A 21,130-nucleotide genomic window follows, 5' to 3' on the forward strand; every position below is an offset into this window, starting at 1 on the left:
TAATGCAATGGAGCCGAGCCGGCACGCGGCCTTTGAGGCCACGTCCCGGCTCAATCGAGTGGATCTGCGGAACCGGCAAGGCCGGCCCGATCCTCGGACCAATCATTCAGAAACGAATGAACAATGCGGTGCGCGAAGCGGCCGCAAAGGAGAAGCTCGTGAAAATCGTTATCATAGGCGGAACCGGCCTCATCGGTTCAAAGACAGCCGACCGCCTTCGCAAGCAGGGCCATGAAGTCATCGCCGCCTCCCCCAATACGGGCGTCAATACGATCACCGGTGAAGGATTGGCCGAGGCACTTGCCGGCGCCTCCGTCGTCATGGACCTCGCAAACTCGCCCTCCTTCGAGGACAAAGCCGTGCTCGAATTCTTCGAGACGGCAGGCCGCAATCTGGCGGCAGCGGAAAAGAAGGCCGGGGTGAAGCACCATATCGCTCTTTCCATCGTCGGCGTCGATCGTCTGCCGGAAAGCGGCTACATGCGTGCCAAGGTTGCCCAGGAAAAGATCATCCGCGAATCCGGTATTCCCTATACGATCGTCCATTCGACGCAGTTCATGGAATTCTTAAGCGGTATCGCCCAGTCCGGTACAGTCGGGAACGTTGTGCGGCTGCCGACGGCCTACGTGCAGCCGATCGCCTCCGATGACGTCGCCGACGCCATGGCCGCCGTTGCATTGGCGGCCCCCATCAACGGCGTTGTCGAGATCTCGGGTCCGGAACGCGTCCGGATAAATGAGCTCGTCGCCCGCTATCTGAAGGCCATGGGCGATGCCCGCCAAGTCGAAGGGGACCCCGAAGCCCGCTATTTCGGCACAAAGCTGGAGGACGGCTCGCTTGTCTCCGACAAAAATCCCCGCCTCGGTCACATCACCTTCGAACAATGGTTCGCAACCTCCGCGCGGAAATGAACGCCCACAAACATAAGCGGATGACGACGTCCCGCAGCAGCCGGCGCACTGCTTAGCTCTCAAGAAAGGAAATTCGAGATGATGAAATCAATCCTGACCCTTGCCATGACGGCTCTCTTGTCTGCCACGGTCGCGGCCGCCAATGAGACCGGCGAAAAAAATGCCAAGGTTACCCTCGTCTACGAACATGAATTGCCGAATGTTCCAGGCAAGAGCATCAAGGGTATTCTGGTCGAGTACGGCCCTGGCGGCTTCTCTCCAGGCCACACGCATCCTACCTCGGCCTTCATCTACGCGACGGTCCTGGAGGGGGCGATCCGAAGCCAGGTCAATGACGGTCCCGTCAAGGTTTTCAAGGCCGGCGAGAACTTCTCCGAAATGCCGGGCGACCGCCATGGCGTCAGCGAGAATGCCAGCAAGACCAAGCCGGCGAAGCTGCTGGCCGTCTTCGTCGTTGACAGCAGCCAGAAGGAACTGACCTTCCCGATCAAGAAATAGCTGCATTGGGGCGGGTGCCGTCGGCACTCGCCCGCACCGCCTGTAGAAAATCATCATCGGTGAGCCCGTCATGTTTGGCGAACATCATTTCCTGCCACTCGTCCTGATCAATCTGCTGGGGCTGGCTGGCATTGTCATTTGGCATATCCAGGGACGCAGCCGTCCGACCGGGCGCCTGATCGTGCAAATCCTGTTCTTCGGCACCATGAGTCTTGTGCTCGGCCTGGGTGGAATTTCGCCCTATCGCCTCGACGATCTTGAGCTTCAGGAGGCCGGCATCCTGCTGGCCAAATCCGCAAGGGTTCTCTGGTGGCTCCATCTGGCTTGGACGATGATTGGTTTCGTACAGATCTATATCACCCTCAACCACAAGCCGCGGGAAGCACATCTGCTGCAGGATCTGATCGTCGGTGTTGTCTATCTCGGCGTCGCTCTGGCAGTCATCGGCTTCGTCTTCGGAGCGCCGATCGGCCCTTTGGTGGCCACCTCCGGCGTAGTCGCCATCATCATCGGCCTGGCGCTGCAGAACACTCTTGCCGATGTCTTTTCCGGGATCGCCCTCACGCTCGGTCGTGCTTACGTCATCGGCGACTGGATCCAGCTGGGCGACGGGACGGAAGGGCGCGTCGCCGAAACCAACTGGCGCTCGACCAATCTTTTGACCGGCGGGCACAATGTCGTCGTTCTGCCCAACAGCGTGCTTGCGAAACAGGGAATGACCAATCTCAGCCGTCCTGACGAAACGCACTGGATTTCACTTTCCATGCACGTTGCGGCCACCCAGCCGCCGTCTGTCGTTGAAGACCTCATGCTGGGCGTTCTGCGGAGCTGCGAGCGTATCGTTAAAACTCCGCCGCCGTCCGTCGCGCTCAAAGCGATCGATGCAATGGCTATCGAGGTTGAGCTGCAGTTTTGCGTGGCAAGCCCGGCGAGCAGGATGTCCGCCAAAAATGAGGTCATTGATCTCGTCTATCGGCATTGCAAGACGAACGGCCTCTCATTGGCGATGCCGCCGGAGAGCCTGTCCTGGGTGACGGCCGTCGCCAGCGGTGAACCGCCAGCCATCAGCAGACCGCTCTCGTCCAGCAGGGCTTAGCCATGGACGCCGAGCTTCGACGCAGGATTGACGAACTTGAACAGCAACTAGGCTCTATGACGGCCGAGAACGCCGATCTACGATCGGAGCTTGGAATTGCACTGGAACGCCAGGCGGTTACCGCGCAGATTCTCAATGTCATTTCCATGTCGCGAACCGACGTACAGCCGGTTTTCGACGTTATTTCCGAGAGCTCGCGACGGCTGCTTGGCGGTCAAACGGCGCTTGTGACGCGCGTCATGGATGGCATGCTCCATCTGGCTGCCTGCACGGCGGGAAGCCCGGCTAGCCACGGCGAGATCCGATCTTCATTTCCGGCTCACTTGACTTCGTCGGGGATTCACAGCCGAGTTGCACTCAGCTCGGCCATGGCATTCCGCTCCGATATCGAAACCGAACCCGGCATCTCCCAGGCCGTCAAGGATATGGCGCGCATTCGGGGATACCGGAGTATTATCGTGGTACCGATGCTTTGCGACGGCGTCGCGATCGGCACCATCGGCGTTTCGCGTGCCGAGCCTGGGACATTCGGCGACAGCCAGATCGATCTTCTCGAAACGTTTGCCGATCAGGCCGTGATCGCGATCGAGAACGCGCGGCTGTTCGAAGAGCTGCAGGAGCGGACGAGCCAGCTAGCTAAGTCTCTCGACGATCTCAGCGCCGCGCAGGACCGTCTTGTGCAGACCGAAAAACTGGCCTCGCTTGGTCAGCTTACTGCCGGCATCGCGCACGAGATCAAGAACCCCCTCAACTTCGTCAATAATTTCGCCGCCCTCTCAGCCGAACTGATGGATGAGTTGAGCAATACAATCGAGCCGCTCGCGTTCTCCGACAATGTCCGCGATGAGCTCGAGGAATTGGTCGGGCTGTTGAAGGACAATCTGCAAAAGATCGAGCTGCACGGCAAGCGCGCCGATTCCATCGTCAAGAACATGCTCTTGCACTCGCGGGGAGGTGGCGGCGAACACCGGCTCACGGACGTGAATGCATTGGTCGAAGACAGTCTCAACCTCGCTTTTCACGGAGCGCGCGCCGAGAAGCCGCAGTTCAACGTCACGCTCAGGCGCAAGTTCGATCGCGATGCCGGCTCTGCCGAAGTATTCCCCCAGGAGATTGCGCGCGTGTTGTTGAACCTGATGTCCAATGGCTTCGATGCCGTTGCCGAGCGAAGCGGGAAAAAAGTCCCGGGCTTTGAGGCCGAGCTCTGCGCCAGCACGCACAACCGCGGAGACCATGTCGAAATCCGCATTCGCGACAACGGCATTGGCATCTCGGCAGATGTCAGGGAGAAGATATTCAATCCATTCTTCACGACCAAACCACCCGGCGAAGGCACTGGTCTGGGGCTTTCCATGAGCCACGACATCATCGTGAAACAACACGGCGGCAGCATCGATGTCGAGACCGAACCGGGCGCGTTTACCGAGTTCATAGTCCGGTTGCCACGGAGGAGTATTTTTTTGGAGACGAGGAGAAGTAAGCCATGACTTCCGACATTGACATGCCTGGGATGAGCGGTGTGCTGAATCGGGGGTGCGGAGGGTCTGGTGACGAAACCGATCGACTTCAGCAAGTTACAGCAATTCAGCGAGGCGAGATTTGGACTGGCCCCATGACCACGACCATTCTCGTGGTCGACGACGAGCCGGACCTAGAGACGCTTATTCTGCGGAAATTCCGGAGGCAAATCAGAGACGGGCGCATCAGTTTCGTGTTCGCGCATGACGGTGTCGATGCACTTCAGGCGATCGAGCAGCATCCCCATGTCGATCTCGTACTCATGGACATCAACATGCCGCGCATGGATGGTCTCTCACTGCTGGCGAGACTGCAGGAGCGGGAGGACAGGAAGTCGGCCATCATCGTGTCCGCCTATGGGGATATGAGTAATATACGAACCGCAATGAATCGCGGTGCGTTCGACTTTCTGACTAAACCAATCGACTTCGTCGATCTGGAAGCAACCATCCTGAAGACCATCCGTCACGTCGAAACCTTGCGCGAAGCACGCCGTCGCCAAGCGGAAGCGGAGCGCGCCCATGCGTCGTTATCCCGTTATTTTTCGCCCGAACTTGCCAAGCGTCTCTCTACAGGCGGGAATGATGATGACATGCAGGTACGCTGGCGCGACATCGCCGTGATCTTTACGGACATCACGAGCTTTACCGCACTCGTCGAGACGGCCGCTCCCGAGGTGCTGGCCGAGTTGCTCAATGAGTATGTCGGTGGTCTCACGGATGTCGTCTTCGCGCATGAAGGAACGGTGGCTAAAGTGATTGGTGATGCCATTCAGGTGCTGTTCAATGCGCCGGGCGATCAGGCCGATTACGCCACCCGCGCGATCGCCTGCGCACAAGCACTCGACCACTGGGCTGAGGCGTTTCGCAAGCGCTGGAAGCAGAAAGGCGTCGATTTCGGTGCGACGCGCATCGGTGTTCATGCAGGCCCGGCGCTTGTCGGGAATTTCGGCGGCGATCGATTTTTCGATTTCACTGCCTACGGCGACACGGTCAACACGGCTGCGAGGTTGGAGGCCGCGAACAAGACGCTGGGCACGCGGATTTGCGTCAGTGAAAGTGTAGCGAACGCGGCAGAGGACTTCCGAGGACGACCGATTGGCGATCTTGTGCTTCGTGGACGAAGCCAGTCGTTGCGCGCCTTCGAGCCTTTATCGGTGGCGAAGTTCGATGGCCTGGACGTGGCGCAGTATACGGAAGCCTTTACAAAGCTCGAGCTAGATCACGACGCTGCCATGCCAGCCTTCGCTGCGCTAGTTGGGGCACATGCGGATGATCCGCTCGCCAGCTATCATTTGAGGCGGCTGCTCAATGGCGCCAAAGGGATTTGCATACAGATCGGATGATCGCGAGCGCGTTCCTCTAGATTGCTGACGTTGGCGTGCGGTTGTGCTCATTCAACCCAGTTCCGATGTATGGAAAATGACATATATCGTATATATTCAGCCTGTTAAGCTACTGGAAAGTTGACGGTCCTCGATTCGTACCTTTCCCATCATACGGATCCGGTTTTGTTGACTGTGAGTCGACCAATTACCTAACAGCTTTCTCGGCATGGTCCATCTCGCCACCGCAAGATACTGGCTCAAAGCTGTCCCCACGCGCCTCAGCTCGCATCATATCGGACGCGAGCGTCCTGGATATTCTCCTGATTGGTGTTCGCCCACGTCACGAGACCCATGACTGGCGCAAGAAGTGTGCGTCCAACATCCGTCAATTCATAATCCACGCGCGGCGGAATAGTGGGAAACAATGTCCGCTTGACCAACCCGTCGCGCTCGAGGCCGCGCAAGTTAATCGTCAGCATCCGTTGTGAGATGCCGTCGATCCGACGCCGCAGTTCATTGAAGCGAACTGGTCCATCCTTGAGCGTTGCGATGATGTACAGGGTCCATTTGTCGCCGACGAGATCGAGGATTTCCCGAACCATCCGGCAGTCGTCACCTTCGCTCGGGGTAGGAAAATCAATGTCACCAAGTGTCATAGGAGTGCCTTCTTGCGAGGGATGTGGCGGTTACCTTAATAGTGTCGGTAACAAGAGTTTACTACCCTGTTCACGTCGGAGCAACCATGGCCAACATCCTCCTCGTTACCTCGAGCCCTCGTGGCGCCGAGGGCCTATCCACCCGTTTCGCGACCGAAATCGCCGAAGGCTTAAAGGCTCGCTTGGGCGGCACGCTTATGACTCGCGATCTGGCGGCCAACCCACTGCCGCATATCGCGCAAGCCTATATTAACGGCCGCGTCGCGGCTCCCGAGACGCGCACGCCAGAGCAGGTCAAGGCGGTCGGCCTCGCCGAGGAGCTCGTCGACGAGGTGAAGGCTGCTGACGTGATCGTCTTGGGTTCGGGCATGATCAATTTCGGCCTGTCGTCGCAGCTCAAGGCCTGGTTCGATCATATCACTTGGCCGGGCGTGACTTTTGGTTACAGCGAAGCCGGCAGGCCGCAGGGATTGCTGAGGGGCAAGAAGGTCTATCTCGTCGCTGCCGCAGGCGGCGTCTTCGCGGAAGGCGAGTGGGCCCCTTTTGATTTCCAGACCGCCTATCTGCGCCACCTCCTGGGCTTCATCGGCCTGACCGACGTCGAAATCGTCCGCGTGGAAGGCACCGTCTTCGGCCCTGAAGCGGCCAAGGCCGCCATCGCAGCCGCCGAAGCCCAGGTTCGTACGGTCTTGGAGAAGGTCGCCTAAATCCAAGACCGTCGGCTCAACAATCAGAAGGATGACATAATGCTGCAAATCGATCTTTACACCGAGATCAGCTGCCCGTGGTGCATCATCGGGCACCACCGTCTCGATAAGGTTCTGGCCGAACGCTTCCCTGAGCTGGACGTGGATATCCGTCAGCACCCGGTCCTTCTGCTTCCCGATGCGCCAGCGGAGGGCCTCTACATCCCCGATCTTCTCCTCTCGCGCTATGGCGTGACGGATCCGAAGGCTGCATTCAGTCGGCCGGAGGCCGAAGCGCGGATATCCGGCTTTGACCTCGACCTGAGCCGCCAGCCCTGGACTTACAGGACACAGGCAGCGCACGGATTGATCCTTGCAGCGCGAGGCACGCAGCATCAGCTCGCCGTCGCGATCACCGATGCTTACTTTCTGGAAGCAAAGAACATCTCGGACGCCGATGTCCTCGCGGATATCGCCGTTGCCTATGGGTTCGAACGCGAAGAAGCCCGCGCGATAGCGCTCGATCCCGAACAACATAGACGTGTCGAGCAGGAGGCGGCCCGGTCGATGGCGGCCGGAGTCGGGTCAGTTCCTCACTTCGTCTTCGGCGGACGCATCGCCATCAACGGGGGACGCAGCGAAGACGAGATTGCAGCCGCTATCCGTGAGGCTGCTGGTGTCGCCGCCTCCGCCTGATGTCAAACTCCTCTCGTATATCAGCGATCATGAAGAGCTGCCGTGACCCTCAGAAGGGATAATGCTGGGCCGGATCCTCGATGGTAATCCACCGGAGATCGGTGAATTCGGCAATTGCCGCCCTGCCGCCGAAGCGGCCATAGCCGCTGCCTTTGACGCCGCCGAAGGGCATTTGCGCTTCGTCATGCAGGGTCGGACCATTGATGTGGCAGATGCCGGACTGGATGCGGCCCGCGACCGCAAGCGCGCGCTGCACGTCGCGGCAGAAGACGGCGGACGACAGGCCATATTCCGTATCGTTGGCAACACGCACCGCCTCATCCTCGTTTGCGACGCGGATGATCGGTTTTACCGGACCGAAGGATTCCTCCGAATAGACCCGCATGTCAGGTGTGACAAAATCGAGCAAAGTTGCTTCGACCACGGTGCCGTTACGCTTGCCGCCGGCCACCAGCTTGGCACCCTTCGCCTGCGCATCGGCGATCAACTCCTCCATCTTCTTGGCTGCGTCCAAGCTGATCAGCGAGCCGAGGACAACGTGGCCGCGCGGATCGCCGGCGGGCAGAACGGCGGCACGCGCCGCAAGCTTGGCGACGAAAGCATCCGCGATCGCCTGATGCACGATGATGCGTTCGGTCGACATGCAAATCTGGCCCTGGTGCATGAAGGCGCCGAAGATCGCCGCGTTGACGGCACCGTCGATATCTGCATCCTCAAGCACGACCAGAGGTGCCTTGCCACCGAGTTCCAGAAGAGCGGGCTTCAGGTGCTTGCCGCTCAGCTCGGCGATGATCTTGCCGACCTTCGTCGAGCCGGTGAAATTGACACGGCGAACGGTGGGATGGGCAATCAGCGCCTCGACGATACCGGGCGCGTCTTCCGGCGCATTGGTGATGACATTGATGACGCCGGCAGGCAGACCCGCCTCCGTCAGCGCCGTCGCGATCAGCCGCTGCGTGCCGGGGCATTGCTCGGAGGCCTTGAGGATCACGGTGTTGCCGCAGGCGATCGGCATCGCAATGGCGCGCGTTGCCAGGATCACAGGCGCATTCCAGGGTGCGATGGCAAGGCAGACGCCGGCGGCCTGACGCACGCCCATGGCGAGCGTACCGGGCTTATCGGACGGAATGATCTCGCCGCCGATCTGTGTCGTCATGGCGGCCGCCTCACGCAGGATATTGGCCGCGAGCATGACGTTGAAACCGGCCCACGGCGCCGTCGCGCCCGTCTCCTCCATCATCAGCTTGGTAAACTCGCCGACCTTGGCATCCATGATATCGGCAGCCTTGGCCAGGATCGTGCGGCGCTGTCCGGGGCCTGTGCTCGACCATGCGGAAAAGGCACTGGAGGCAGCGTCAATCGCGGCGGCGACATCCTCGGGTCCTGCCGCCGGCGCCGTGCTTGCCAGCTCTCCGGTGAAAGGATCACGACGGTCGTAGGTGCGGCCACTGGCGGCCGGCTTGTCGACGCCGTTGATGAGAAGGGAAATGTTCATCTCTTGTCTCCTGATGAGGATGGTATTTCAAAAACCAAGCACTTCGGCGTTAATGGAGGCTTCCAACCCGCCATCAACCGGCAGGTTGGCGCCGTTGATCCAGTGCGCGCCGTCCGAGCAAAGGAACAGAATGGCGGGCGCGATATCAGCCGATGTGCCGGCGCGGCCGACACGGGTGATATCGCTGTCGACGCGGGCATCGCCGAGCACGGCGCGGAACTGTTTCAAAATCGGCGTCTCCACTGGACCGGGGCTTACGGCGTTGACGCGAATGCCGCGCGCCTTGAAGAGAGGCTGATGCGCTGCGCGCATCGTCCAGAGCAGCAACAGTTCCTTGGAAAGCGGATAGCCCGCTTCGTCCTTCAGTCCATGCTCGCTGACCAGAGAGGCCACATCCGGAAAGCCCTGGATGGCAGTCAACGTCTTTGCCCGTTCCAGATTGGCGCGCCAGCCATAGCCGGCGATCGACGCGACGTTGACGATCGCTCCACCCTCGCGCAGCCGAGGTGCGACAGTTTCCGAAAGAGCGCGCAGACCATAGAAGTTGACGGCCAGTGTCGCCGCGACGCCGGTGCTTCCGGAGAGGCCGGCGACATTGGCCAAGGCATCGATGCGGTTCGGCAGTTGATTGACTATTTCCTCGACGCCAGCGGCGGTCGAAAGATCCCCTTTGATGAAGGAGCTGATGCCCGATGACGGTTCCCGGACATCCACGCCGATGACATCTGCCCCCAGCTGCCCCGCAAGCTCCGCAGCACGCGCGCCGATGCCCGAGGCAACGCCGGTAATGAGGATGGTCTTGCCGAAAAGCATGATTTTACCTTTCCCATGAAATGCAGCGAATGCTGCCGCTATTGTTTGGCCTTGAAGAGATCCGAAATCGTCAGTCGATAGCCTACGGGTAAAAGCTGCAGATCGAAGCGGCGTTCGATTTCGCCCCAGAGGCCGCGCGGTAAATAGAGGGAGAAGAGCACCGCCGTCGCGCCGAGGCCGACCAGATACCAAACTCCCGTTCCGCCGAAGACGGTCTCGACGATGAAGAAGAGGATAGCGCCGAGGATCGCGCCCTCGAACTTGCCGATGCCGCCGACCAGCACCATGAAAATCATGTAGGCGGTCCACTGCACGCTGAAATAGGTCTTGGGCTGGAAGGTGACCGCCGTTGCCAGCCACAGGCCACCGGCAACAGCAATGCCGAAAGCGGCAAGAACGAAGAGCAGGCGCTTTGTTGCCGCGACGCGAACGCCCACGGAGGTTGCCGCATCCTCATTATCGCGGATCGCCTGCATGGCCGCCCCAGCTCTGCTCCGCATCAAAGCAAAGAGCGCGCCCAGGAGGGCGATCATGGCCGTCAGCGCCAGCCAATAGATCGCTACGCGCCGTGTGCTGCTGTCATAGGCGTTCAGGGAAATCAGCGAGGTTCCGGTTTCGCCCTGAATGAGCCGATCAAGATTGACGAGTAGATGCGCAAGCTCGGCAAGCACCCACATGCCGATGGCAAACTCACCGCCCTTCAGCCGCAACATCAGCCACGAGAGCGGTAGCGATATGACGCCGGTGACGACTGCCGCGGCGACGAGCGAAACGAACGGATCGAGCCCCGCATCTGCCAGACGGATGGTAAAATAGGCGCCAAGCCCGAAGAAGACCTGCTGGCCAACGGAGACAAGGCCACCGAAGCCTGCGAGCGCATTCCACATGGCCGCCAGGATCACGTAAATGAAGAGGGCGGTCATGCGATCGGTGACGCCAGCGCTGGCGATGGTGGGCACAGCGGCAAGAAGGCCGATTGCCAGCATCATGGCAGCCAGGGTCATTCGCGAGGACGCAGTCCAGCGCTCGACTGAAATTCCAGGCTCGATCGTACTCATGATTGACTCCGAAGACGTGGGCGGATTTTACCGAGGCTCAGGAGGCCGAACTGGTGCAGCCGCACGAAAAGAACGAGAAGGAAGGCGATATGGCCGCCGATCAGAAAGCCCTGTGGATGGATCTGGGCACCGATCGACTGCGCCAGCCCAAGCACGATGCCGCCTAGCAAAGTTCCCCAGAGCGAACCGGCGCCGCCGATAACGGCTGCCTCGAAGGCAAACAGCAGCTGTGGTCCGCCTGAATAGGGATTGAAGGTCGCCCGCATGGCCAGAAACGCACCGGCAATACCGACCGTGACCATAGTGATCGCAGTCGCGACAGCGTTGACGCGGCGCGCATCGATGCCGACGAGGCCGGCTGTATCTGGATCCTCCGCCGTGGCGCGGATCGAACGGCCGAGTGCAAAGCGGCTCAAGAAGAACTGCAGCCCGCCGATGACCACGATTGCTGTCACCATCATCAGGACGGCAAGCTTGCCGACGAAAACGTGACCCGGCAGCTGCCAGGACGCGTAGGAGAGATTGCCGATGAAGGGCGCGAGCGAGCGCGTATCCGCCCCGAATTGTTCGAACAGCAGATTATCGATAACGATCGACAGGCCGAAGGTCGTCAGGATCGGCAGCAATGTTCCGCCGCGCGCGCTGCGCTCCAGCACGAAGCGCTGCAGAAGCCAGCCGATGATTGCCATGACAGGCAACACGATCAGCAGGCCGACGAAGGGCGGAATGCCGAGTTTCGCCGCCAGCAGCCAGAGGCCATAGGCGGCGGCAACGGCAAGGCTGCCATGCGCGAGATTGATGATGCGCATGACGGAGAACATGAAGGACAGGCCGCAGGCGATGACGGCATAGTAACCGCCGAGCAGAATGCCTTGGATGAGGGTGTTGGTCACGAGACGCTCCTCTCGGCTGTCGTCCGATGCAGGCCGAAATAGGCCCGGGTCACCTCCTCGCGCGTTACGCCACTCGCCGGCCTGTCGAGCACGATACCGCCCTCCAGCATGCAAATGACACGGGTTGCGACGCTCATAGCGCGTGCCAAATCCTGTTCGACGAGCACGATGGTCGTACCCGACGACAATAGCCCTTGCAGTTGCTGGTAGACCCGATCGACGACGAGCGGCGACAGGCCGAGGGAGACCTCGTCGAGAAGCAGGATGTCGGGATTGCTCATCAGCGCCCGCCCGATAGCCGTTGCCTGCTGCTCACCACCCGACAGATGGCTGGTTTTGGCGTGCCGCCGCGGCTTCAGGTTCGGAAAGGCATCGAAGACCCGCTCGACCGTCCACTCACCCTTACGGCCGGCGCTGGTGCCGAGCAACAGATTTTCCTCGACCGTCATCTGTGAGAACAGTCGTCGTCCTTCCGGAACGAGCGCAATGCCCCTGGCGATGCGCTTGTGCGAGGGAACCGCCGTGACATCTTCGCCGTCGAGCAGGATCTGGCCGGAATCGGGTAGATGCGCACCGGCGATGGAACGCAGCAGCGTCGTCTTGCCCGCGCCATTGGCGCCGACGAGCGCCAGCACCTCGCCCTTGGCGAGATCGAAACTGATGCCACGCACCGCCTGCAAAAGGCCATGTCGGACATCGAGATTGCGAATGGAAAGAATGCTCATGCGGGCGTTCCTCCAAGATAGGCGCGCACCACTTCGGCATCGCTCATGACCGCCTTCGGATCGCCGTCGGCGATGATCTTGCCCGCATCCATGCAGATCAGCCTTTCGACGACCTGCAGGAGAATGTGAACGATATGCTCGATCCAGACGATGCCGATGCCGCGCCGCCGCAGTTCGAGAATGGTGCCGACGAGTTCGCTTGCCTCGCCGTCCGTCAGCCCGCCACCGATCTCGTCGAGCAGCAGCAGGCGCGGACCGGTCGCAAGCGCGCGGGCCAGCTCAAGCCGCTTGCGATCGAGCAGGCCGAGAGTGTCGGCGCGGCGATTGGCGACGCCGAGCATGCCACAGAGCCGCAAAGAATCGACAACGCGCTCGTAGGCCTCTTCGCGGCTCGACGCCTTGCCGTGCGCGGCGGCAACAAAGACATTCTCGAATGTCGTCATGCCGCTGAACGGTTTTGGAATCTGATGCGTCCTGACAAGACCCGCCCGGCAACGATCGGCCGCCGTCAAAGCCGTCACATTCCGGCCATCGAAGGTGATCGTTCCCTCGTTCAGCGGAAAGGCGCCTGCCAGCGCGCTCAGCAAGGTTGTCTTGCCGGCGCCGTTCGGGCCGACGATACCGACGGCGTCGCCGTCTCCCATGGAAAAATCGAGGTTTTCGAGGACCACAAGCGCCCCGAAGCGCTTGTGAATCCCCTTGGCCGAGAGAAACTCGCCTCCCGGCCGATGTCCTTCTTGTCCCCGCACGATAGCATTACCCATTGTAGGCGATGAGCTTGGCCGCAACGGGCACGTTCGGATCGGTGGCGTGTTCGGTTACGACATAGTCAAGCGCGAATTTCGATCCGGCCGGCGCCTTGACCCATTGCGTGCCGATGATTGGCCCTGGAGAGACATTGGCGACAGGACCGCTGGTAAAATCCACCTTGCCGGCGATGGTCGTCGTTTTCAGCGCGCTCAGCGCCTTGGCAACGGCTTCCTTGCTCTTCGCATCCGGGGCGGCTTTGAGCGCATCGAACCCCGCGTCGATAAGCGCCAGGCTAGCGCCAAGCTGCTGCGTCCATTGCTTGCCGCTTGCCGCCTCGTAGCCATCAGCAAGCTCGATCCCGGAAATACCCGTCAGCGACGACTTGTAAGGGAAGGCCTTGTGCCAATAGGCGGCGCTGGCGATATTGACGCCGAGGTCGCCAAGCGCCTCGATATCGGACGGAAACAGCCCGGTCTTGGCGACCTGGCAGATCTTGATCTGCTGGATAAGGCCCTGCTGCGCCGCCTGACGCCAGAAGGCGGCAAAATCCGGCGGAATCGGGAAGCTGTTGAAGATCTCGACGCCTTCCTGACGGAAGAGCGCGATCTGGGACGAGAAATCCGTAGTTCCCGTCTCATAGGCGCCGGGATCGACGATGGTAAAGCCGGCCTTGGCAAGCGCCGGCGCGAGATTGGCGCGGATGGCATTGCCATCGGCATCGTTCGGATACATGACCCCGACCTTCTTGTTGGTCTCGATCAGATTCCATTGCGAGATATAGGTCTTCAGGAACTCGCCAACACCGAAGCCGAAGTGATAGGTCCATTTGAACGGCGAAGGCGCGCCGGGCTTGGCACCGCGCCCGAAATACCAGGCCTCCCATGGCATGACCGTCGACAGGCACGGCACGCCCGCCGCCTCGCAGGCATCGGCGACAGGATTGATGGTTTCAGGCGTCGAGACCGCCAGCATCAGGTCGACCGCCTGGTTGTTGATCAGGTCCTTTGCCAACTGGCCGGCGCGCGACGGATCGGACTGCGTGTCGCGGTCGAGAATTTCGACCTTCCAGGTCTTGCCGCCGGCCTGCAATCCATTGGCCAGCGCCTTGCGCGCGAGATCGAGCACATAGCCATCGGTTTCGCCGAAGCCACCGAGCGGCCCGGTGCGCGGACTGATGAAACCGACCTTCAGCGTGTCATCGGCGGCAAAAGCCTTGCGTCCGCCGAAGGCCAATGCGCTCGTCCCGGCCGCAGCGGCGGCCATAAAATCGCGCCGTGTCAGTCCCGCGCCCGAAATCCTTCCCTTGAAACCAGTCATGCAATTCCCTCCCTCTTTTGCGGAGCCCTCTTAACTCCGTGTTCCCTTGTGTTTTGCCGATCCAAAACTCAGATCGGATAGTCACGCCTGCCCGAAGCAAGCGTGATCCAGCGCAGTTCCATGAATTCGTCGATTGCCGCCTTGCCGCCGAACCGGCCATAACCGCTCGACTTGACTCCGCCGAAGGGCATTTGCGGCTCATCGGAAACCGTCGCCTCGTTGATGTGGCAGATGCCGGCCTCGACACGTTTTGCAACCGCCAGCGCCTGATTGATGTCGCGGCCGAACACCGCCGAGGACAGTCCGTACTCGTTGTCGTTGGCGATAGTGATGGCCTCCTCGACACTGTCGACGCGGATGATCGCCGCCAGCGGTCCAAAGCTTTCCTCCCGGTAGAGACGCATGGCGGGCGTCACGTGATCGACAACGGTCGCATCCACCAGCATGCCGTTCGCATGCCCACCGCAGACGACGACCGCTCCTTTCTGCAGGGCATCGTCAACGAGCGCCCTGATCCGCCGCACCGCTTCGGCGTTGATCATGGTTCCAAGCGGCGTGTTTCCTTGACTTGGATCTCCGGCCACGAGCGTTGCGGCCTTCGCCTTGAATTTCTCGACGAATTCGTCAGCGATCTCCTCGAGCAGGATGATGCGTTCCGTCGACATGCAGATCTGGCCTTGGTTCATGAAGGCGCCGAACGCGGCGGCGCGGACCGCCTCGTCGATATCCGCATCGGCAAGCACGATGAAGGGCGCCTTTCCGCCGAGCTCGAGCAGGCAGCGCTTCAGATATCTCGCCGATGTCTCGGCAATGATCCGCCCGACGCGCGTCGAGCCGGTGAAGTTGATCCGCCGCACCGCTGGATGGGCGATCAGGGCCTCGACGACGGTGGCGGCATCCTTGGGAGCATTGGTGACGACATTGATCACACCCGGCGGAAAGCCCGCCTCGCGCATGACCTCGCCGATCAGGCAATGGGTCTTCGGGCAGAGTTCGGAAGCCTTGAGCACGACCGTGTTGCCGCAGGCAAGCGGCATGGCGATCGCCCGCACGCCAAGAATGATCGGCGCGTTCCAGGGTGCGATGCCGACGCAGACGCCGGCGGGCTGGCGCATCGCCATGGAGACGTTGCCGGGAATGCCCGAGGGGATGATCTCACCGGAGATCTGCGTGGTCATCGAGGCCGCCTCGCGCAATATGTCGACGGCAAGATCGCAATTGATCCTGGCCCAGAGGGCGGTTGCCCCGGTCTCTGCAATCATCGCCGCTACGAAATCCGCCGATCGCGCAAGTAGAACGTCTGCTGCCCGATTGAGCATGGCGCGGCGTTCACCCGGTCTCAGTTCCGACCATGCGGGAAAGGCAGCAGCCGCGGCATTGGCCGCCCGCGCTGCGTCCGATACCGAAGCCGCCGGCGCGATGGTCGCGACATCTCCGGTCGCCGGATCAAGGCATTCGAAGGTGGATGCATCTGACGCATCGACGGTCTCGTCATTGATCAGAAGCTTTGCCATAAACATCGCGATCGTCCAGTCCTTCACCGGTCTTCCCTCAAGCACATCAACGGGAGAAGGCGCGCACAGACACGCGCGGCCAGGATAGAGCCTCGCAATCGGCATCTGTTGTGTGGAGTCCTCCTCCCAGAGGCTCATGAGATGAGACTACGCCATTGCAATTGGGAAGGAATGTGTTTTTCTGGGTTAATGTTGTAATTATTTGGCATTCCCGGCGACAATATCGCGATGCCGGCAGGAGGAGAGCTTCATGGTTTCCGATGGTGGTATCCATCACCATGCACACGGCGAGTGGCGAGAGCCATCGCTGTCGCACCGGACGATTCGTTTCCAAAAAGGCATTTATGCCGATTTTCATCATCTGTTTTTGCTGCAGTCTGGAAGGGCTGCCTTGTTGTTCGAGCCGGAGGAGCAACGATCACTACAAGGACCGGCGCTCGCTTATCTGCCACCGCAGGCACGGTGCGAGCTCCAAATGGCTGCGGGCGCCGCAGGCTTCCTGATCGGCGCGTCGCCACAGATCATGGTGGACGCGATCGGCGACCAGGCGGAATCCTATGCGCTGCGGACCTTCAGCGAGCGGCCCTGGCTGACGGACGAACCGAAGCCGCATGCCGTCGAAGAGACGCAGCCGCTAGTAGCCGGCTTCGTGCGGGAGCTTGGCGATCCCTCTCGCGCCTCTTGGATGGTCATCTCCGCCTATTTGCGGCTGATCCTCATGACGCTGTGGCGCACCGGCGGCAGTGAGGCGGCCGAGCAGCGCGGCCGTGGCGGCGGCGCCTCGATCCTGCAGCGGTACCGGCAATTGGTGGAGATCTGGTTCCGGCAGCACCGGCCGATCAGCGATTATGCGCAGGAGCTCGGCGTCACCACCGATCGCTTGCATTCCATATGCAGCAATGCGCTCTCACGCTCTCCCGTACAGCTCCTGCATGAACGCGTCGTCCAGGAGGCGAAGCTGAGGCTGGAACGCTCAGCCAGAACCGTCCAGGAGATTTCGGACAGTCTTGGATTTCGGGACCCCACCTATTTCAGTCATTTCTTCAAGAGAAAGACTGGATTTTCACCCGCAAGCTACCGCGATTTTGCCAGGAAGGCGGAAATCGCGCGCAGCGACATGCTTTCGTCGGGCTATTCGGACTGGCCGTGATGAGATTTCGGCCAGGCAGGCCCTGCAGCTGAGGCGTGGGTGGGCCTGAATGCCGTCAGCATCAAGGCATCCAGCGCCACAACACCTTCGCCGTCGGGATAGATCACGACCGGATTGAGGTCTATTTCCCGGATCGTCGGTTCGGCCAGCAACAGCTCGCCGAGTGTGGCGATGATGCGGGCGGCGGCATTCACGTCGAGCGGCGGCGAGCCACGAAATCCGCGCAGCAACGGCGCATTCTTCAGCCGATATAGCTCCCGAACGATAGCGTCATCGGGCAGATCGGGTGTCAGAATGCGGACGTCCCCGAGAATCTCCGCCGTAATGCCGCCGAAGCCCGCGAGGATCACAGGTCCCCAATCCGGATCGTTGCGGGCGCCGATGATCAGCTCGATGCTGCGTTTGCCCATGGCTTCGATTAGCACGCCGTCCAGAGTGAGACCCGGGCGATGGCGCGCGACATCGGCATGCAGCTTGGCCCAGCCCTCCTTGAGGCTGGTTGCGTCCGCCAATCCGATAACGACGCCACCCGCATCGCTCTTGTGGCTGAGATCGGGGGATTGCGCCTTCAGCACCACCGGATACCCGATCGCGTCAGCTGCCGCGAGAGCTTGCTCAAGGGTTGTCACCAGGCGGCCTTCAGGAAAGGGAATTCCGAGTGGCGCCAGGATTTGCTTGGCTCGATATTCGGGAATGAGACCTCCCTGCGAGGGGAGGCCGGTAATCGCGACCGGAGCTGCCGTGCGGGTGGCAATGTCGCGAGCCGCGAATGCGTCTATGCGTTTCAGCGCCCGGAAGGCCCGTTCGGTCGACGGGAAATACACGATGCCGAGCGCGCGCAACTGCGCGATATAATCGGCCGGGATAGGGGCACCCTCGTCGAGTCCGGCAAAGATCAGCGGTTTCGCCGGCTTGTGCTCTTGCACTGCTTTCAGGATCGGCGGCAGCTTGATGGCCGAGGTGACAGGGTCGGTCTGGATAATGCAGGCGACAATGCTGGCGAAACGGGTATCGTCGAAGAGGGCGGTGAGCGTTCGGTGGTAAAGGTCCGGCTCCACGAGGCCCTGTGCGGTTAGATCCAGCGGATTGCTTACGGCGACGAAGGGCGGCAGGACGGTGCGCAGCGCTGGCGCGGTCTGATCGTTAATGGGAAGAAGATCCAGCCCAAGCTCCTCACACAGATCGAGCGTCAGCGCCTTGAACGCGCCGGATTCGCCAAGCACTGCCGGGCCTCCGGCCGGGAGTACCGGGCATCGCAGAGCGATCTCGGCGACGTCACCAAGTTCCTCAAGCGTCTCGACCAGAATAACGCCGGCACTTGCGACTTTGGTGCGCATGACCTGATAGTCACCGGCCATGGCGCCGGTGTGGGTTGCGGCGGATTCACGCGCCGCACTGCTCCGTCCGGGATGAAGAAGGACGATACGCTTTCCCTTCGCATGTGCTTTGTGCGCCGCGGCAAGGAAACGGGCGGGCTTGCGAAACTGCTCGACGATCATCGCGATGACCCTCGTGGAGGTATCCTCCACCAGAAACTCCACATAGTCTTCGACGCCACTTGCGGCTTCGTTGCCGGTCGAAATGGAATAGGAGAGGCCGAGATCGCGGCTGGCGAAGGTGACGCCGAGGACGGCAGCCATGGCACCACTCTGCGACACGATCGCAATGCCCGCCCTGGCGCCTAGTGCCTCTGAGGCGGTTTCGATGAAGGTGAGGGGGATGCGATCAACATGGTTGACCATGCCGAGGCAGTTCGGCCCCTCGATCACCATTCCCACTTCGGTCGCTATGCGGGTGATCTCACGTTGATCAGCCAATCCTTCCTCACCGCCCTCGGCAAAGCCCGCCGAAAAGATCACCGCCGCACCGACACGTCGGCGGGCAAGCGCCTCGATTGAGGGAAGCACGGCAGCCCGCGGCACTGCAAGAACGGCCGCGTCCACCCCGTCCGGCAAGTCATCTATCGAGGCGAGACAGGGCCGGTCGCCGATCTCGGTTCGTTTGGGGTTGATCAGATGAATGGCACCGGCATAACCGCTGCGGTCGAGATTGGACAATACCGAAGCGCCAAGCGCGCCGGGCTTGTCGGAGGCGCCGACGATCGCCACCGATCTCGGACGCAGCAGCCGTTCCATCGAACCGCTGGGAAGAGCCGATGGGGGTGTACTGGTGGTCTCGACCGTCATGGTGGGGCGCTCCTCAGGCCTGGTGCTTGGATTTGTCATAGGCACCAAGCCCAGGCTTGTAGGTCTTGTCGTCGATGAACTGCTTGATACCTTCCTTGCGTCCCTCGTTATCATAGCTGTTGGCCGCTTCCTGGGCGCGGACGAGGTAATCCTCCGCATTGTCGTAAGTCATCTCCCGCACGCGGCGAATGGCATCCTTGGTGGCTTTGAGCGCGACCGGGTTCTTCTGCAGCAGGATGTTGGCGACATCGGTCACGCGCGCCTTCAACTGCGCAAGCGGCAGGGACTCGTTGACGAAGCCCCATTCGGCCGCCTTTCTGCCGCCGATGTTCTCGCCGGTCAGCGCGTGGTACATGGCGTTGCGGAAGGATGTGAGTTCGGTCGCCACCTTGGCGGCGCCACCGCCGGGCAGGATGCCCCAGTTGATTTCGCTCAGTCCGAATTTGGCTTCATCGGCGGCAAAGGCGATGTCGCAGGCGAAAAGAGGTCCATAACCCCCGCCGAAGCACCAGCCGTTCACCATGGCGATGGTCGGTTTTTGATACCAGCGCAACCGGCGCCACCAGCCATAGCTCTCACGCTGTGCCTTTCGCGTACCCTGTAGACCGTGAGCCTCGGTCTCGCGGAAATACTCCTTGAGATCCATACCTGCTGACCAGGCCGTACCCTCACCGGACAGAACCAGCACACCGACATCGGCCCGAAACTCGAGTTCGTCCAGAACCTCCATCATGCGTCGATTGAGCGTGGGGCTCATGGCATTGCGTTTCTCCGGGCGGTTGAAGCTGACCCAGGCGATTCCGGCTTCAACGACAAAGGCGACGGTATCTTTTTCGGGATGTTCTGTTGTCATTATGTTGTCCTTCTTGCCGTTTGGGCCTGCACCTCAAAAGGGGAACCGGCCGCAAAGTCGTGACCTGCGTTGAATTGGGTAAAGCCTCACCAGAGCCTGGCGAGCCGCGGTGAAATCCAAGATGAGGCGCTTTGCGCCGGCTGGTGCGAATGTGCAGAAAGCTGTTGCGATCATTGATCGACGGATCGCGGCGTATCTGCAGATATCTAAAAGAAGTTCCTCCAATACCGGCATGTGGCCTCCTCGCCGGTAATGTTATGTCTCATAGCATCATTTGATTGTTATGCGCAATAGCATTATAGCCGGATTATGGATATCGACGCCCGTACATCGAAGTTGAGCGACCCGTTAGAGACCTTGCTTGGCTATCAGCTGAGGAGGGCGTCCAATGTGATGATGGCCGACCTGGGCTCAAGGCTTCAGGCAATCGAACTCAGGCCGGTCGAAGCTTCCATTCTGACGCTGATCGATGCCAATCCCGGCTGCACCCAGAGCGATCTCGGACGTAGTCTCGGCATTCAGCGCGCCAACATGGTTCCCTTGATGTTCGGGCTGACCAAAGCCGGGCTTGTCGATCGGGTTCCGCTAGGTGGCCGCTCGCAGGCTCTTCGCCTCACCAGGATCGGTATGGAGAGGGTGGAGACGGTACATGCCATCATCGACGCGCATGAGGCGCGATTTCTTCGCCTTTTCGCGCCCGAGCTGCGGGATGCAGCATTGGAAGTCTTACGAAGTATCCGGCAAGAGGGCGAAGGAGCCTTGCGCGAGGACAACCTGGAGCTCCATACCTCGGTTGATGGACTAAAGCCATAACATCCGGTTCTGGCACGTCGAGGTCTCTTTCAACGCTCCCGCCGAATGATCTGGTTGTCCCTGGCAGCTTCCAGCCATTCGGCAAGCTTTCGCTCGGTGTTCCAGCGGATAATGGATGCGAAGGTTCCAACGCCGTCCGACCGACGATCAGCCCGGGGACGTTTACTTCGATCGC

General features: G+C 60.8%; 19 protein-coding genes and 1 pseudogene. 9 read left to right on the plus strand and 11 right to left on the minus strand.

The features are described from left to right. Positions 1-158: 158 nt before the first annotated feature. The 5 genes and pseudogenes from AC13QE_RS00635 (at position 159) to AC13QE_RS00655 (ending at position 5,368) form a co-directional block, all read left to right on the plus strand. The gene (locus AC13QE_RS00635; protein ID WP_488482145.1) at positions 159-911 is read left to right on the plus strand and encodes an SDR family oxidoreductase; all 753 of its coding nucleotides are present in this window, start codon (positions 159-161) and stop codon (positions 909-911) included. A 78-nt stretch (positions 912-989) separates the two neighbouring features. Then, positions 990-1,409, plus strand: coding sequence for a cupin domain-containing protein (locus AC13QE_RS00640; protein WP_488482146.1), 420 nt, complete (start codon positions 990-992; stop codon positions 1,407-1,409). Positions 1,410-1,479: 70 nt separating this feature from the next. Further along, positions 1,480-2,505, plus strand: a complete 1,026-nt coding sequence (locus AC13QE_RS00645; protein ID WP_488482147.1) for a mechanosensitive ion channel family protein — start codon at positions 1,480-1,482, stop codon at positions 2,503-2,505. Positions 2,506-2,570: 65 nt separating this feature from the next. Further along, a pseudogene (locus AC13QE_RS00650) lies at positions 2,571-3,992 on the plus strand (ATP-binding protein); the annotation flags it as partial. 125 nt (positions 3,993-4,117) lie between these two features. Then, positions 4,118-5,368 (plus strand): adenylate/guanylate cyclase domain-containing protein, encoded by a 1,251-nt coding sequence (locus AC13QE_RS00655; protein WP_488482148.1) that lies wholly within the window; start codon positions 4,118-4,120, stop codon positions 5,366-5,368. A 260-nt stretch (positions 5,369-5,628) separates the two neighbouring features. On the opposite strand, the gene AC13QE_RS00660 is transcribed toward AC13QE_RS00655, so the two are convergent. Beyond that, positions 5,629-6,006: a winged helix-turn-helix transcriptional regulator gene (locus AC13QE_RS00660; protein ID WP_132721632.1), complete on the minus strand. Its 378-nt coding sequence runs from the start codon at positions 6,004-6,006 to the stop codon at positions 5,629-5,631. 86 nt (positions 6,007-6,092) lie between these two features. Between AC13QE_RS00660 and AC13QE_RS00665 the strand changes: the two genes are divergently transcribed. Both AC13QE_RS00665 and AC13QE_RS00670 read left to right on the plus strand, forming a co-directional pair. Then, entirely contained in the window at positions 6,093-6,713 is a 621-nt protein-coding gene (locus AC13QE_RS00665; protein WP_488482149.1) for an FMN-dependent NADH-azoreductase, read from the plus strand. Between the two features lie 39 nt (positions 6,714-6,752). Further along, entirely contained in the window at positions 6,753-7,388 is a 636-nt protein-coding gene (locus AC13QE_RS00670; protein WP_488482150.1) for a DsbA family oxidoreductase, read from the plus strand. Positions 7,389-7,437: 49 nt separating this feature from the next. Here the strand turns inward: AC13QE_RS00670 and AC13QE_RS00675 are convergent, their stop codons facing one another. From AC13QE_RS00675 to AC13QE_RS00710, 8 genes are all read right to left on the minus strand, one after another. Next, positions 7,438-8,883 (minus strand): aldehyde dehydrogenase, encoded by a 1,446-nt coding sequence (locus AC13QE_RS00675; protein ID WP_488482151.1) that lies wholly within the window; start codon positions 8,881-8,883, stop codon positions 7,438-7,440. Between the two features lie 27 nt (positions 8,884-8,910). After that, complete coding sequence (locus AC13QE_RS00680) at positions 8,911-9,696, minus strand: coniferyl-alcohol dehydrogenase (protein ID WP_488482152.1); 786 nt, start codon at positions 9,694-9,696, stop codon at positions 8,911-8,913. A 38-nt stretch (positions 9,697-9,734) separates the two neighbouring features. Continuing rightward, complete coding sequence (locus tag AC13QE_RS00685; RefSeq protein ID WP_488482153.1) at positions 9,735-10,754, minus strand: branched-chain amino acid ABC transporter permease; 1,020 nt, start codon at positions 10,752-10,754, stop codon at positions 9,735-9,737. Next, positions 10,751-11,647 carry a branched-chain amino acid ABC transporter permease gene (locus tag AC13QE_RS00690; protein ID WP_132721620.1) on the minus strand — a complete coding sequence of 299 codons (897 nt, stop codon included), beginning with the start codon at positions 11,645-11,647 and terminating at the stop codon, positions 10,751-10,753. Before AC13QE_RS00690 ends, AC13QE_RS00685 begins: the two co-directional genes overlap by 4 nt. Then, the gene (locus AC13QE_RS00695; protein WP_132721618.1) at positions 11,644-12,372 is read right to left on the minus strand and encodes an ABC transporter ATP-binding protein; all 729 of its coding nucleotides are present in this window, start codon (positions 12,370-12,372) and stop codon (positions 11,644-11,646) included. The genes AC13QE_RS00690 and AC13QE_RS00695 overlap by 4 nt, the downstream gene beginning before the upstream one ends. Continuing rightward, positions 12,369-13,121 (minus strand): ABC transporter ATP-binding protein, encoded by a 753-nt coding sequence (locus AC13QE_RS00700; RefSeq protein WP_488482154.1) that lies wholly within the window; start codon positions 13,119-13,121, stop codon positions 12,369-12,371. The genes AC13QE_RS00695 and AC13QE_RS00700 overlap by 4 nt, the downstream gene beginning before the upstream one ends. Before the next feature lie 7 nt (positions 13,122-13,128). Beyond that, on the minus strand, positions 13,129-14,439 hold the full coding sequence (locus AC13QE_RS00705; protein WP_488482155.1) for an ABC transporter substrate-binding protein: 1,311 nt from the start codon (positions 14,437-14,439) through the stop codon (positions 13,129-13,131). Positions 14,440-14,507: 68 nt separating this feature from the next. After that, positions 14,508-15,959, minus strand: coding sequence for an aldehyde dehydrogenase (locus AC13QE_RS00710; RefSeq protein WP_488482852.1), 1,452 nt, complete (start codon positions 15,957-15,959; stop codon positions 14,508-14,510). Between the two features lie 244 nt (positions 15,960-16,203). Here AC13QE_RS00710 and AC13QE_RS00715 point away from each other — a divergent pair, with 244 nt between their 5' ends. Next, complete coding sequence (locus tag AC13QE_RS00715; RefSeq protein WP_488482156.1) at positions 16,204-17,103, plus strand: helix-turn-helix transcriptional regulator; 900 nt, start codon at positions 16,204-16,206, stop codon at positions 17,101-17,103. Here the strand turns inward: AC13QE_RS00715 and AC13QE_RS00720 are convergent. Continuing rightward, entirely contained in the window at positions 17,085-19,289 is a 2,205-nt protein-coding gene (locus tag AC13QE_RS00720) for an acetate--CoA ligase family protein (protein WP_488482157.1), read from the minus strand. The genes AC13QE_RS00715 and AC13QE_RS00720 overlap by 19 nt on opposite strands. 13 nt (positions 19,290-19,302) lie before the next feature. Then, positions 19,303-20,142, minus strand: a complete 840-nt coding sequence (locus AC13QE_RS00725; protein ID WP_488482158.1) for a p-hydroxycinnamoyl CoA hydratase/lyase — start codon at positions 20,140-20,142, stop codon at positions 19,303-19,305. Positions 20,143-20,535: 393 nt separating this feature from the next. Between AC13QE_RS00725 and AC13QE_RS00730 the strand changes: the two genes are divergently transcribed. Then, a complete protein-coding gene (locus AC13QE_RS00730; RefSeq protein WP_488482159.1) occupies positions 20,536-20,955 on the plus strand; it encodes a MarR family winged helix-turn-helix transcriptional regulator in 420 nt (139 codons plus the stop codon). Positions 20,956-21,130 lie beyond the last annotated feature (175 nt).

It is taken from the genome of Martinezella sp. CNPSo 3957, from assembly GCF_057784395.1.

What these genes read in the sequence shown, in the direction of transcription:
- AC13QE_RS00655 (WP_488482148.1), top strand. Translation starts at nt 4,118, where the DNA reads ATGACCACGACCATTCTCGTGGTCGACGACGAGCCGGACCTAGAGACG.
- AC13QE_RS00705 (WP_488482155.1), bottom strand. Translation starts at nt 14,439, where the DNA reads ATGACTGGTTTCAAGGGAAGGATTTCGGGCGCGGGACTGACACGGCGC.
- AC13QE_RS00695 (WP_132721618.1), bottom strand. Translation starts at nt 12,372, where the DNA reads ATGAGCATTCTTTCCATTCGCAATCTCGATGTCCGACATGGCCTTTTG.
- AC13QE_RS00645 (WP_488482147.1), top strand. Translation starts at nt 1,480, where the DNA reads ATGTTTGGCGAACATCATTTCCTGCCACTCGTCCTGATCAATCTGCTG.
- AC13QE_RS00670 (WP_488482150.1), top strand. Translation starts at nt 6,753, where the DNA reads ATGCTGCAAATCGATCTTTACACCGAGATCAGCTGCCCGTGGTGCATC.
- AC13QE_RS00715 (WP_488482156.1), top strand. Translation starts at nt 16,204, where the DNA reads ATGGTTTCCGATGGTGGTATCCATCACCATGCACACGGCGAGTGGCGA.
- AC13QE_RS00730 (WP_488482159.1), top strand. Translation starts at nt 20,536, where the DNA reads ATGATGGCCGACCTGGGCTCAAGGCTTCAGGCAATCGAACTCAGGCCG.
- AC13QE_RS00675 (WP_488482151.1), bottom strand. Translation starts at nt 8,883, where the DNA reads ATGAACATTTCCCTTCTCATCAACGGCGTCGACAAGCCGGCCGCCAGT.
- AC13QE_RS00685 (WP_488482153.1), bottom strand. Translation starts at nt 10,754, where the DNA reads ATGAGTACGATCGAGCCTGGAATTTCAGTCGAGCGCTGGACTGCGTCC.
- AC13QE_RS00720 (WP_488482157.1), bottom strand. Translation starts at nt 19,289, where the DNA reads ATGACGGTCGAGACCACCAGTACACCCCCATCGGCTCTTCCCAGCGGT.
- AC13QE_RS00710 (WP_488482852.1), bottom strand. Translation starts at nt 15,959, where the DNA reads ATGTTTATGGCAAAGCTTCTGATCAATGACGAGACCGTCGATGCGTCA.
- AC13QE_RS00660 (WP_132721632.1), bottom strand. Translation starts at nt 6,006, where the DNA reads ATGACACTTGGTGACATTGATTTTCCTACCCCGAGCGAAGGTGACGAC.
- AC13QE_RS00640 (WP_488482146.1), top strand. Translation starts at nt 990, where the DNA reads ATGATGAAATCAATCCTGACCCTTGCCATGACGGCTCTCTTGTCTGCC.
- AC13QE_RS00725 (WP_488482158.1), bottom strand. Translation starts at nt 20,142, where the DNA reads ATGACAACAGAACATCCCGAAAAAGATACCGTCGCCTTTGTCGTTGAA.
- AC13QE_RS00680 (WP_488482152.1), bottom strand. Translation starts at nt 9,696, where the DNA reads ATGCTTTTCGGCAAGACCATCCTCATTACCGGCGTTGCCTCGGGCATC.
- AC13QE_RS00665 (WP_488482149.1), top strand. Translation starts at nt 6,093, where the DNA reads ATGGCCAACATCCTCCTCGTTACCTCGAGCCCTCGTGGCGCCGAGGGC.